Genomic DNA, 13,399 nt, shown 5'->3' with positions numbered 1-13,399 from the left:
AGCCAGATAATGCCTGTGCAAAAAGGGCTACTTTGAGCCAAAAAACTCAGTAGAGCGAAGGCTGTGTTAGCGCATAGTTTTGTATGAACAGAACTCTAATAAAATCGAAGCAGTTACAGTGCGATGCTGTTGTAACTGCCTCATTAGGGCTTAAAGCAGCGTGTTTATTGGCCAAGTTTCTACAACGCCATCATTTGTTTCACTGATGACAACTTGCTTAGACTCATTCACCGCGATGCTTAATACTGAAGCTCGATTTCGACCATCGATTTTATTCGCCATAAACTTTGCAATTAAATCCCCATCTGCAACACGCCAAATCTGCACTTTTTGGTTTGGAGAAGCAGTGAGTAACCACTGATCATTGTTAATAAATGCCGATTGATTAAATTCTATGAAGTTGCCAAATGTAGATAAGGACGAGCTTAACTCTTGTGCTTTTAAATCAATAAACTGACGAGCATCCACAGAGTCCAGCACAAACGCCTTAGTTGCGTCTGCGTTTAGAGAAACATGGTTGACTCTGGTAGAGAATTTATAAGACTGTAATTCTTTGCCTGTTTGTACATCCCACAGTTTAGCGAATTTGTCACTGGAGCCTGTCATTGCTGTACGCCCATCAGAGGACAGCGCCACGGTGTTTACATCTAAGTCGTGTAATTTGTATAGCGTTCGGCTATTACGTCTGACATTTATTACTTCCGTTTTGCCGCTTCTATACCCTAACAGTAAAGTTTCACCGTCATTAGATATCGCAATATCTCTAATAATATTTTCACCACTTGACCATGCGCCTAAGGGCTTGCCAGACTTTGTCGAAAATAGGCTGACAGACAGCCTGTTGGATATATAAAACACACTGGCGTTTTCAGCTATTCCTGACAACTCAATATTGCCCTCAGCGATACAGGGAAATACTTTTTTATCTGAGAGGTTACTCCATAAGCAAACTTCATTTTGCCTTGCAATAATAGACAAAGCACCGTCATGAGAGAGATCAGATGATTGTACTAACCCTGAGCCATGTTGCTTTTGAGAGCTTGCAGGCGCTTCAAAGTGAGAGCCCCAAAAACAGCCCGTTAATAGTAACGAGAAAGCCATAGCGGATATTTTTTTCATTTTTATATTCCTTTCAATATTAGGCGCTAAGGCCAATAATCTTGTTTCCGAATAAACGTTCACAACTGCAGATATTACTCTTGGCATAATCCAAAAAATTATCTGATTGGACAATTTGCTTTGAATCATCGCCGTAATCCACGCCCATAAAGTCGCCAAGCCAATACTCTAAATTAGAAACAAACGAAGTCAGGCCCCGCATTTTGCATGGTGATATTACATTTTTCAACGGCAGATATTTTCTCATTTCTGTTGTTCAGTAATCAAAAAGGTCAGAGTTATTGTTCAAACTAACAGTTCTGTAACATGGTTTCTGACTTTCGTCAGAATGACGAGGGCAGGATCTTTAATATTAAAGCTTTTCAGACAACACCACTTCCCTTTCTCTGACGCCTGAAAATAAGCAATTGATGAGTCATGTACTGACATTGATACGGGCCAAGGCATGCAGGCACATGAATATGCTAATCAGTACTTTTTAATATGTGTGTAAGTTGCTTATTTCACCTTGCGCAAAAGTAACCTTGCTTCGCAACGTATATTTTGCACCTATGTGCAGATACAATAAAGGGGTGAAGCGATCACCCCTTTGTACAAACTTTATTGTTCCTAAACAACTAGCACACCTGCCCACATGCCCAGCCGCTAGACCATGCATATTGGAAATTATAGCCGCCAAGCCAACCGGTGACTTCGGTAACTTCACCGATAAAGTATAAGCCTTTAGCTTTTTTCGCTTCAAAAGTTTTAGAGCTCAGCTCGTCACTGTCAACGCCACCTAACGTGACCTCTGCGGTGCGGTAGCCTTCGGTGCCATTGGGTTTTATTTGCCAAGCAGTTAATGTCGCGGCGATGGTATCAATCTCGCCATGGGTTAGTTGGTTAGCGGGTTTATCCGGTATGCTGTTGTCGTTAATTAATGCATCAACAAAGCGTTTGGGTAGCAGTTGCCCAAGCAGGTTTTTAACTGACTTTTGGCCTTGGTTTTGACGCCAATCGTGCAGTAGCTCAGCCACATCTGTATCTGGTAATAAGTTGATACTGACTGCCTGCCCTGCTCGCCAAAAAGAAGATATTTGTAAGATTGCAGGGCCCGATAGGCCGCGGTGAGTAAAGAGGATATTCTCTCTAAACTGCGTGCCATCATCACTGGTCACTAGGCTATCGACACTGATCCCAGACAAGCCTTCAAAGCGCGCTTTATCGTGGTCGTGCAAGGTAAAAGGTACTAGGGCTGCGGTTGTTGGTAGTAGATTTAAACCAAACTGCTCTGCAATTTTATAACCGATTGGTGTTGCTCCCAGCTTTGGCATGGTTAGACCGCCTGACGCGACAACCAAAGATGAACAACTAAAGGTATGCTCTGATGTGGTGACTATATAAAGGCCTTGCTCGTCACGTTCCACGTTGAGCACTTCATTGCGTAAAAAGACTTCAACGCCAGCCCACTCACATTCAGTCATCAAAATATCAACGATGTCTTGTGCGCTGTTATCACAGAATAGTTGCCCAAGTGTTTTGTGATGATAATTTAAACCATGACGGTCCACCAGCTCAATAAAGTCATGCTGGTTATAACGGCTTAAACTGGATTTTACAAAGTGAGGATTGGCACACAGATAGTTTTCTGGGCTGGCATTTTCATTGGTAAAATTGCAACGACCACCGCCACTAATGAGAATTTTTCTTCCCACTTTTTTTCCCATATCAACAATAGCGACCTTTCGGCCTCTGTAACCAGATTGCGCCGCACACATTAATCCAGCGGCACCTGCGCCGATGATCACCACGTCAAATTGCAACATTGTATACTCTGAAACGAAAAACTTATGCCGCAATTATAACTTTTTTTAAGCTTGAGGGGGAGTTTATAGTTCAAAACACAACCAAAAAAGCATATTTCTATCACTTTTTAGAATATGAGATAAATCATTTACATTTTTTTACATTGCAAAATAGTTTATTCTTTAACCAGGAATATTTTGATAAAGTTTAATAAAAACATAATGATAATGAAATAATAAAGCCCTTTATCCATCTCCTTATAACTAAATCAATAGTGTAAATAACAAAACAATACTTTCACAAAAAGAACAATGAATTTACGTTTGTTAACCTCTTGGCGCAGAGAGGTTGCCAAGAAAAACAACAAGTAAAACAAGGGTAAAAAAATGACAACAGGAAATTTTAAATTAGCAGCAATATCAATGGCTGTGACAGGATTACTTTCAGCAAACGCAGTAATGGCAATGCCAGAAGGTGTTAACACACAAGTTGAGTTATTAGCGCCAGCACTGCCAAGCCAAGCCCAAATCGCACAAAAACTAGAATCACAAAGCGGTTTTGGTACGCAGTTCATCATCAAATATAAAAACAACAACAGCGGCAATGACATCATGTCACTTTCAAGTGTCGATATGTCTCCTGCCATGATGAATACACGCGCTCGCAGTTTCGTAAAAGGCTTCAACAGCAAGCGTGCAGCAGCTAAAGCGCAGTACGTTCGTCCGATGGCGCTTTCAAATCACCACGTAATGCGTGCAGACAAGAAACTTAATGCAGCAGAAACACAAAAATTCATGCAAGACATGATTGCATCAGGCAACGTTGAGCACATCGAAGTTGACCAAATGCTACAGCCATTTGCTGCACCAAACGATCCAAGCTATAGCTCACAGTGGCACTACTTTGAAGCAGCAGGTGGTATTAATGCACCAGCAGCTTGGGACAAAGCGACAGGTAGTGGTGTGGTAGTTGCGGTACTAGATACAGGTTACCGTCCGCACGCTGACTTAAACGCAAATATCCTACCAGGTTACGACATGATCTCTAACCTGTCAGTAGCAAATGACGGCGGCGGTCGCGACAGCGATGCACGTGACCCAGGTGATGCAGTGACAGCCAACGAGTGTGGTTATACTCACAGCGCACGTAACTCAAGCTGGCACGGTACACACGTTGCCGGTACTGTTGCTGCGGTAACTAACAATGGTGAAGGTGTTGCCGGTGTTGCTTATGATTCTAAAGTTGTACCAGTACGTGTACTTGGTAAGTGTGGTGGTTTAACGTCTGATATCGCAGATGGCATCATCTGGGCATCAGGTGGTTCAGTCGCCGGTGTACCTGCAAACGCCAACCCAGCTGATGTTATCAACATGAGTTTAGGTGGTAGCGGTGCATGTAGCTCTACGACACAAAATGCGATTAACCAAGCACGTGCAAACGGCTCTGTGATCGTTATCGCTGCGGGTAACGACAACGACAATGCAAATAACTACAACCCAGGTAACTGTGCTGGCATCGTTAACGTTGCATCTGTAGGTCGTGACGGTGGCCGTGCATACTACTCAAACTACGGCTCTTCAATTGACGTTGCAGCACCAGGTGGCGCACAAAGCTTCGCCAATGACCCTGAAGGCATTCTTTCTACTTATAATTCAGGTAGCAACACACCTGTGAGCGATAGCTATAGCTACTCACAAGGTACGTCGATGGCAGCACCACATGTTGCAGGTATTGCAGCGCTTATCAAGCAAGCAAAACCTACTGCAACGCCTGATGAAATCGAAACAATTCTTAAAAATACCACACGTAGCTTCCCTGCAACGTGTACTAACTGTGGTACAGGTATCGTTGACGCAAACGCGGCTGTTGATATGGCACTTGGCAATGACAATACAAACCCAGGTGACAATGTATTAGTTGATGGTGAAGCAAAAACAGGCCTAAGCGGTGCAAAAGATGCTGAAGCTTTCTTCACATTTGAAACGCCTGCTGGCGCGAGCAAAGTAACCTTCACAATGAGTGGTGGTACGGGTGATGCTGACCTTTACGTCAGAGCAGGTGCTAAGCCAACAACAACAACGTATGACTGTCGCCCATATGAAGGCGGTAACAACGAAGTGTGTACTATTGATAACGCTTCTGGCACATATCACGTAATGATGCGCGGTTATTCAGCGTATAGCGGTGTGAGCCTTGTTGCAAACGCAGAAAGCACAGGCACACAACCTGGTGGTATCACTGAGACAAACCTATCTGCATCAACAGGCAACTGGAGCCGTCACCAAGTGACTGTCCCTGCTGGCATGTCGAGCCTAACGGTTAAAATCTCAGGTGGTTCAGGTGATGCTGACCTTTATGTAAACCCAGGTAGCGCTCCTTCAACGTCTACTTACCAGTGTCGTCCATATGAAGGCGGTAACGCTGAAACATGTACCATCACTAACCCAGCTGCTGGCGTTTGGCACATTGGTCTACGTGCATACCGTACTTTCTCTGGTGTGACACTAGACGCACAGTACAAATAATCCCTGGCACTTAATGTAACAAACTAAGCCGGAGTGACTCCGGCTTTTTACATCCCGCGTCAGCTACATTAAGACAATAAAAAAGCCAAACATCTGTTTGGCTTTTTGCTTACTCTCACGTTAATCATTGATTATGACTGCAAACCCAAACTTGCCCTGATCTGCGCCATTTGCTGTTCTAAGCGCTGTTGAATATCGCTGATCTGTTGGTTTGACCCACTCACCTGCGCTTTCATCGTCGCCATAGAGCTGCTAAAACTATCTACCAATTCGGTTTGCTGATTGCTGAGAGCCATCGCATCCGCGGCGACTTGGCTGGCACCTTGTGCACGCTCAGCAACGCCTTCTGAGTTACGCTTTAGCTCTTGGGCATGTTCAGTTTGCTGCTGTGCTTCTTGGGCTAATGCACTGATCTGATTTGATACCTTACTGGAATTATCACTTAAAATATTAAGCTGCGCATTGATGTCTGTGAGCGAGTCCTGCGTTTGACGGGCAAGCTTTCTCACTTCATCGGCCACTACCGCAAAGCCTCGGCCGTGCTCACCGGCACGCGCAGACTCAATGGCCGCGTTCAGTGCCAATAAGTTAGTTTGCTCAGCAATGGTGTGGATCATCTCTATCACCTTGCCGACATCTTCAACCCCAACGAGCAATTCATTGAGACTCACCAGTCCTTGATCCACACGGCTTTGAGTACTTGAGCTGGCCTTGAGCATAGACTCTGCAAAGCCGACACTTTGCGTCATCGCATTAAACGTATCACTGGCGTTATCAGCCACTTGTTGATTGATATTACTGGCTTCAAAACCGATTAATTTGATCTCATCCAGCTGATGTTGGTTATGCGCTACCTGCTCATAGGTATGCTCTGACTGCTGACTAATGCTGGCCAAGTTTCGATTCATGTCTTGCATAAAGTCGTTGATCACTTGCAGCATTTGTTCGCGCTCTTGTGCTTCTACCCGTTGCCTTTCAATCAATTGATTAAAGTACTGGGCAATTTCACCCACTTCAGTATTGGCTCGCTTACACTTAATCTGTTTCAGCTCATTACTCTCAATTAAAAAGGCAAAGCCATCTCGTAAGTTGCGCAGCGGCGTCAGCACTTGACTAAACTGCACCCAATACACACCAACAGCCAGCAATACGAGCAAGCCAATGGCAGCGCCAAAAATAGTAAATACTTGAGACTTGAGCTCTACCTGACGGCGCTTTAACTGCTCGCCTGCATCTAACATCAGTGCAGATAATTGCTTAATATCATCACGCAGTGCCGTGATCCCCGCTTGGCGTTGCTGTGCCTGACGTAGTGTATTTTCTAAGTCACGGCTAAAGCGATTTGGCCAGCTACTCAATTCAGACTTGATCTCTTGCGCTAAATCTTCAGGCTCTTCCCCCAGAAAAAGCTCGTCCTCATCCACTTCGGTCATTACGCCTAAATCATCTAGCCTATCAATTTGCGATGCGAGGGTTTGTAGTCTGTTGAGTGATTTGTGCAAGCTTTGCTGTGTTGCTTGGTCGTAGTGCAACACCAGTTGGTAGGTATAAATACTTAAATTGGTGGTTTCAAAATAGTAATCGGACGCCAATGTATAATAGCGATCACTCAGAGCATGACCCTGTGCCTGCGCAACATAATTCATCAATGAGGAGGCAGAGCCCGCCATTTGCCGCAGTGCATTATCAAGCAGTGCTAATTCATTGCCCGATAATTTGCCAAGCGCTCGATACTTACCCTGAATATCACCATTTAATGCATCAAGTTGCTTTTCCATATCCGTCATTGCATCACTAGACATGGTTGCTAAATGCTTATTTTTGATGATAGTGATCTGCTCGCTGGCCTGATTTAAATACAAGCTATCACCTGAGCTGAGGTAATCTTCAACCGTACCAGCTAAATCAATTAAAACCGTATTTTTAAGCTGAGTATATGCGCTATCTTGCTGATCTAACTTGCTAAATACCTGACTTGCCCACAATAAGGTCGCCGCAAGAATGATACTGGCAATGGCTAACAACACCGCCAGCAGCCGAGTGAAAGATGAAACACGCATATGTACTACAATCCCAAAAAGTGAATTTCGGGCTCAGAGTATTAACCTTTTATGACATTTTGATGTAAGTTGTTTACCAAATGAGCAATCTCAGATAAAAGCATACTTTTTTAGTATGCTTTTTGTGTACAAACTCGCGACAGGGCAAAAGTCTGCGTGCAGATGTTTACTTCATCGCCGCGTTGACATAGACATCAAAACGGTTCTTCTTAGTGGTAATTTGCATGCTGGGTGTGTGTGAATTTAAAAACGGTGCATAATCTGGGCGTTTTACCACAACGCGCTTGGTCGCCAATTGAGTCGCAAAAGGCAGCAAGGCGTCGGCGTCATTGTCTGCACCAACTAAGGATTGAAACACGCGCATTTCTTTTTTCACTTGTGCAGATTTTTCACGGTGCGGAAACATAGGGTCTAGATACACCACATCAGGGCGACTCGACTCATCCTGCATTGCCTGTTCAAGTAGTGCATGGCTTGAGCCAAATGCGATGTGCATATTCTCTTGCATCCAGCTGCCAATTTCTGCATCTTGATAGGCGCGCTGCAAACCATCATATAAAAGCGCTGCAACCACAGGGTGCCTTTCATGCATCAATACTTTACAGCCTAAAGACGCCAATACAAATGCATCGCGTCCAAGACCCGCAGTGGCATCGAGCACCACAGGCGTTACGCCTTTATTTAATCCAACCGCTTTGGCAATGGCTTGACCTTTACCGCCACCAAACTTACGTCGATGGGCGCTGGCCCCAGTGGCAAAATCGACACGAATGGCCCCAAGCTTTGGCTCATCTTTTTTAAATAGCGCCAACCCCGCTTCGTCATAAACCAAACGAAACTCCTCATCGAGCGCTTGGTGTTTATCTAGCTCAAAGCGTTTTGTGATCTCATCTAAATAAGAACGGTTTTCTTCAAATGGCGTGTGAATATACAACTGCAGGCTCCTGTCGGTTAAGCCTGCAGATTATATCGCTTAATTAAGGAAAAAAGAATCCAATCGACGCTGTTGTGTCGCATCGACTAAAACAATTCAATGTCGGTTTGTGCAGGTACCTCATCCTCTCCCCAAGGCTTGGCCATTTGATTGAGGCTTTGAATAAGCTCTTGGCGTACTTGGGTGATTTCGCCCAGCTTATAGCGAATAATTGAAAACTCATCATTCACAAATAAAAAATGTTCACTCAAGCGCTCAAGAGACACCTTATGCGCTTCATCCAGTCCGGTTTTAACAGCGTCTTCTTTGACAAACTGCTCAAACTCCGCGACCTTCGCGCCATAAATCTCGCCAATGCCACCAAGCTGCTCGCTTAACTGCGCAAATGCCAAGCCAATTTCCTCAACTTTATTTAATGCCACTTCGCTCACTTCCATATCTTTTATTTTGGCATTGGTGGCCTCGAGAATATGCGGCAGCAAATCTTTAAAGCGGCCATAAAGCGCAGGATCATCGGTAGGCATGTTTTTAATTAATAAGGATACTTTGGGGTAATTAATAATAGTGCGCCGACCAAAATCAACAAATCGGCTGCCCTCTTTGTTGGTTTCTAACAACTCCTGCTCTATTGGCTGTATTGCGCCCTCTTGGGAAAAGAATACCGCTTGATTGTGGTACCAAAAAGCCAGCGCTACCTCTAAATTGAGCGGGGTAAAAAACTCTAAAAAGTACTCCGACAGAGTAGTTAAATCATGGGCATGGTAAGACTGACCAACATAACGCATTATCCGACCCATATCTCCTGAGTCTGTCATGGCGATTTCAGCGGTTATTTGCGCCCTTTGCATGTCTTGCTTAAGCGCCACAGATTGACGGCGGTAATCATCCAAGACTTTGATCCGCGCCAATAATTCAGACCCTTCAAATGGCTTTACAATGTAATCAGCGGCTCCCGCATTGTACCCGCGCATACGTTCGCTAATATCTGATTTGGAAGATAAGAACATCACGGGAATATCAGCGGTGTGGTCTCCTGCTTTTAAGCGTTCACACACTTCAAAGCCAGACATGCCCGGCATTTCCACGTCGAGCAAAATAATATCCGGTTGATATTTAATTGCTAACCTTAAGCCCTGCTCGCCATTTTTAGCGTGGATCAATTTACAACTTTGCGATAATGACTGCTCGATAACATGGTGAATGAGCTTGTCATCGTCAATGGCAAGCACTAAATTTGTCATATGGCTTTCCCTACAAGATCAGGTCTTTACCAAAGCATAGACGGAACTGTTTATTTTGCGAGTGCAAAAACAACAAAGCGCCCTTTCGGACGCTTTGTGCATGTGCAAATGACAATATGCGCTTATGCGGCTTTGCCAATACCACTGTGACGCAACAATGCATCAACTTGTGGCGTACGACCTCTAAAGCGTTGGAATAACACCATAGGCTCTTCTGAACCGCCCATTTCTAGGATGTTTTCCATAAAGTCTTTACCGGTTTGCGCATTGAAGATGCCTTCTTCTTCGAAACGAGAATAAGCATCTGCAGACAGTACCTCAGCCCATTTATACGAGTAGTATCCTGCGCTATAGCCCCCAGCAAAAATATGGCTAAAGCTATGCTGGAATCGGTTAAACTCTGGCGCTTTAATAATGGCGACTTGCTCTCTGACTTGGTTCAGTCTCGCTTGAATTTGGCACGCTTCACCTTGCTGATAATCGGCATGAATATGGAAATCAAACAGTGAGAACTCAATCTGTCTGAGCATTTGCATGGCTGATTGATAGTTTTTAGCCGCCAGTAACTTGTCTAATAACGCTTTTGGTAGTGGCTCACCACTTTCGTAGTGTCCAGATATAAAGCTCAACGCTTCTTCTTCATAACACCAGTTTTCTAAAAACTGACTTGGAAGCTCAACCGCATCCCATGCCACACCATTAATGCCCGCAACAGCAGGCGCATCAATTTGCGTCAGCATATGGTGAATACCATGACCAAACTCATGGAATAACGTGGTGACTTCATTATGCGTAAATAGCGCTGGTTTATCACCAACCGCTTTATTAAAGTTACATACCAAGTAAGCAACCGGTGTCTGCAATGTGCCATCTGACAATGTACGTCGGCCCATACAATCGTCCATCCAAGCACCACCGCGTTTGTGTTCACGCGCATACAAATCTAAATAGAAGTGACCGCGCAGCACGCCATTGTTGTCATGGATAGCAAAAAAGCGTACATCTTCGTGGTAACTGTCAAATTCACTCACTTCAGTGACTTTAATGCCAAACAGGCGATTAACGGTCTCAAATAACCCACTTAACACGCGATCCGCTGGGAAGTAAGGACGTAATAATTCATCTGAGATGGCATATTTGGCCTGCTTTAGCTTTTCACCATAATAGCCATAATCCCAAGCTTCTAGCAGCTCAACCTGATGTTCATCTTTGGCGAACGCTCTCAATTCATCAACTTCTTGCTGCGCTTGAGGCTTAGACTTTTTCGCCAAATCATTTAAAAAATCAAAAACTTGCGCTGGTGTTTCAGCCATTTTGGTTGCCAGCGACTTATCTGCAAAACTATCAAAACCTAATAGCACAGCTAATTCGTGACGCAGTGCCAGCGCTTCCGTCATGATCGCTGAGTTATCAAACTCGCCACCATTTGGGCCCTGATCTGATGCGCGCGTCACAAATGCGCGGTACATTTGCTCACGCAAGTCGCGATTGTCTGCGTACGTCATAATCGGTAGGTAAGAAGGAATATCTAGCGTAAATACCCAGCCTTCAAGCTCTTTAGCTTGTGCAGTATGCGCAGCTAGGGCCAGCGCTGACTCTGGCAAACCGCCTAAATCGGCTTCATCAGTGACATGTAAATGCCATGCTTGGGTTGCATCCATTACATTGTTACCAAATTTTGCACCCAGCTCAGAAAGCTTTGCACTTATCTCACCATAACGTTTCTGTCCGGCTTCATCCAAAGCAATGCCCGATAATTTGAAATCTCTTAGCGCATTTTTAATGGTTTTTTGTTGTGCTGTGCTTAAGCTTTCAAATTCGTCGCTTTGCTCAATTGACAAGTACGCTTGGTATAAACCTTGGTGCTGACCAACATACGTTGAGTATTCTGAAATCAGTGGTAGGCACTCATCATACGCTTTTCTTAATTCTTCATTATTAACAACTGAGTGCATGTGAGACACAGGGGACCACATTTTAGATAGCTTATCATCTGCTTCTTCAAGAGGTTGAACAAAGTTTTGCCAGTTAAATTGCGCCTGCTCAAGCACTGAATCTATGGTTTTACGACAGTGTTCAATGGCTGATTTTAGTGCAGGTACAACATGCTCAGGCTTTATTTTTGAAAATGGCGGTAATCCTTCAAGGCCAATTAATGGGTTGCTCATAGTGTCTCTCTTAATTTTTTATTTCCTGAATAAACTTGAAATAAGGGCTAATAGCGCAAATACAAGTAAAACTTACTAATCTAGTTGAAAGTTATGGCGTATAAAAGCTGTCATACTAAGACTAGTTCAGCGAATTCAGAAGAGGAAACATTATGGCTCAACATTTTGACTACATTGCCATTGGCGGTGGTAGCGGTGGTATCGCATCAGCAAACCGAGCGGCAATGCGTGGCGCAAAGGTCGCCCTTGTCGAAGCAAAACACATGGGGGGCACCTGTGTGAATGTCGGGTGCGTACCTAAAAAAGTAATGTGGCACGGCGCACAAGTTGCTGAAGCCATCAAACTTTATGCACCAGACTACGGCTTTGACGTTGAGCTAAAAAACTTCAATTGGGCCAAATTAGTTGAAAGCCGTGAGGCTTATATTGGCCGTATCCACCAAGGTTACAACAAATATCTTGCCAGCAATGGCGTTACCGTGATCAATGGCTTTGCCAAGTTCATCGATAATAAAACCATCGAAGTAAATGGCGAACAGTACACCGCAGATCATATTTGTATTGCAGTGGGCGGTCGTCCAAGCATTCCAAATATTCCAGGTGCAGAGCACGGAATAGACTCAAATGGCTTTTTTGAGTTAAATGAGCAGCCACGCCGTGTTGCCGTCATTGGCGCAGGTTATATTGCTGTAGAACTTGCCGGCGTACTACACAGCCTAGGCACAGAAACTCATCTGTTTGTTCGTAAACATGCTCCACTACGCAACTTTGACCCTATGGTGGTTGAAACGCTCACTGAAGTCATGGAAAAAGAAGGCCCAACATTACACACTAACTCAACGCCAAAAGAGCTCGTGAAAGAGGCTGATGGTTCAGTGACTCTGCACCTTGAAAATGGTGAATCACACACTGTTGATCAGGTGATTTGGGCAATTGGCCGCGAGCCTGTAACAGATAAAATCAACCTTGCAGCAACTGATGTGGATGTTACTGAAAGAGGTTTTGTGAAGGTTGATGAGTGGCAAAATACATCAGTACCAGGTATTTACGCACTTGGCGATATCATGGAAGGCGGTATCGAGCTGACACCTGTTGCAGTGAAAGCGGGCCGTATGCTGGCTGAACGCCTATTCAACCCAGAACTGCCTAACGCCAAAATGGATTACAACCTAGTCCCGACTGTGGTATTCAGTCATCCCCCGATCGGCACCATAGGTTTAACAGAGCCAGAAGCCAAAGCGCAATATGGTGAAGACAACATCAAGGTATACAACTCGACGTTTGCAGCCATGTACACAGCGGTGACACAACATCGTCAACCATGTCGCATGAAGTTAGTATGTGCAGGCCCTGAAGAGAAAATCGTCGGCTTACACGGCATTGGCTTTGCCGTTGATGAAATGATCCAAGGCTTTGGTGTCGCAATGAAGATGGGTGCAACCAAAGCAGACTTTGATTCTGTTGTCGCTATCCACCCAACAGGCTCAGAAGAGTTTGTTACAATGCGATAATTGTCCAAAAATGCAAAAAGCGCACACTGATTAAACAGTGTGCGCTTTTAAAATAT

General features: G+C 44.5%; 8 protein-coding genes. 2 read left to right on the top strand and 6 right to left on the bottom strand.

Going from position 1 to position 13,399, the window contains the following annotated elements:
• Nucleotides 1–150: 150 nt before the first annotated feature.
• Together AC2CZC_RS10415 and AC2CZC_RS10410 are read right to left on the bottom strand one after the other, a co-directional pair.
• Nucleotides 151–1,119: a WD40 repeat domain-containing protein gene (locus tag AC2CZC_RS10415; RefSeq protein ID WP_484584769.1), complete on the bottom strand. Its 969-nt coding sequence runs from the start codon at nt 1,117–1,119 to the stop codon at nt 151–153.
• Nucleotides 1,120–1,736: 617 nt separating this feature from the next.
• Nucleotides 1,737–2,924, bottom strand: a complete 1,188-nt coding sequence (locus AC2CZC_RS10410; protein ID WP_484584768.1) for a BaiN/RdsA family NAD(P)/FAD-dependent oxidoreductase — start codon at nt 2,922–2,924, stop codon at nt 1,737–1,739.
• A 366-nt stretch (nt 2,925–3,290) separates the two neighbouring features.
• Here AC2CZC_RS10410 and AC2CZC_RS10405 point away from each other — a divergent pair, with 366 nt between their 5' ends.
• Nucleotides 3,291–5,429 (top strand): S8 family peptidase, encoded by a 2,139-nt coding sequence (locus AC2CZC_RS10405; RefSeq protein ID WP_484584767.1) that lies wholly within the window; start codon nt 3,291–3,293, stop codon nt 5,427–5,429.
• A gap of 131 nt (nt 5,430–5,560) precedes the next feature.
• On the opposite strand, the gene AC2CZC_RS10400 is transcribed toward AC2CZC_RS10405, so the two are convergent.
• The 4 genes from AC2CZC_RS10400 to prlC all read right to left on the bottom strand — a co-directional run bounded on the left by AC2CZC_RS10400 (nt 5,561) and on the right by prlC (nt 11,832).
• Nucleotides 5,561–7,489 (bottom strand): methyl-accepting chemotaxis protein, encoded by a 1,929-nt coding sequence (locus AC2CZC_RS10400; RefSeq protein ID WP_484584766.1) that lies wholly within the window; start codon nt 7,487–7,489, stop codon nt 5,561–5,563.
• A gap of 166 nt (nt 7,490–7,655) precedes the next feature.
• A complete protein-coding gene (locus AC2CZC_RS10395; protein WP_484584765.1) occupies nt 7,656–8,423 on the bottom strand; it encodes a class I SAM-dependent methyltransferase in 768 nt (255 codons plus the stop codon).
• A gap of 86 nt (nt 8,424–8,509) precedes the next feature.
• Nucleotides 8,510–9,664: a response regulator gene (locus AC2CZC_RS10390; RefSeq protein ID WP_484584764.1), complete on the bottom strand. Its 1,155-nt coding sequence runs from the start codon at nt 9,662–9,664 to the stop codon at nt 8,510–8,512.
• 122 nt (nt 9,665–9,786) lie between these two features.
• Nucleotides 9,787–11,832, bottom strand: a complete 2,046-nt coding sequence (gene prlC / locus AC2CZC_RS10385) for an oligopeptidase A (RefSeq protein ID WP_484584763.1) — start codon at nt 11,830–11,832, stop codon at nt 9,787–9,789.
• A gap of 152 nt (nt 11,833–11,984) precedes the next feature.
• On the opposite strand from prlC, the gene gorA reads away from it, so the two are divergent.
• Nucleotides 11,985–13,343: a glutathione-disulfide reductase gene (gene gorA / locus AC2CZC_RS10380; RefSeq protein WP_237138493.1), complete on the top strand. Its 1,359-nt coding sequence runs from the start codon at nt 11,985–11,987 to the stop codon at nt 13,341–13,343.
• Nucleotides 13,344–13,399 lie beyond the last annotated feature (56 nt).

Source organism: Pseudoalteromonas sp. MMG033, assembly GCF_057197785.1.
This window is presented reverse-complemented; position numbering and strand designations above follow the sequence as displayed.

Coding starts and splice junctions, on each gene's coding strand:
- AC2CZC_RS10400 (WP_484584766.1), bottom strand. CDS start 7,489: ATGCGTGTTTCATCTTTCACTCGGCTGCTGGCGGTGTTGTTAGCCATT.
- gorA (WP_237138493.1), top strand. CDS start 11,985: ATGGCTCAACATTTTGACTACATTGCCATTGGCGGTGGTAGCGGTGGT.
- AC2CZC_RS10405 (WP_484584767.1), top strand. CDS start 3,291: ATGACAACAGGAAATTTTAAATTAGCAGCAATATCAATGGCTGTGACA.
- AC2CZC_RS10410 (WP_484584768.1), bottom strand. CDS start 2,924: ATGTTGCAATTTGACGTGGTGATCATCGGCGCAGGTGCCGCTGGATTA.
- AC2CZC_RS10415 (WP_484584769.1), bottom strand. CDS start 1,119: ATGAAAAAAATATCCGCTATGGCTTTCTCGTTACTATTAACGGGCTGT.
- AC2CZC_RS10390 (WP_484584764.1), bottom strand. CDS start 9,664: ATGACAAATTTAGTGCTTGCCATTGACGATGACAAGCTCATTCACCAT.
- prlC (WP_484584763.1), bottom strand. CDS start 11,832: ATGAGCAACCCATTAATTGGCCTTGAAGGATTACCGCCATTTTCAAAA.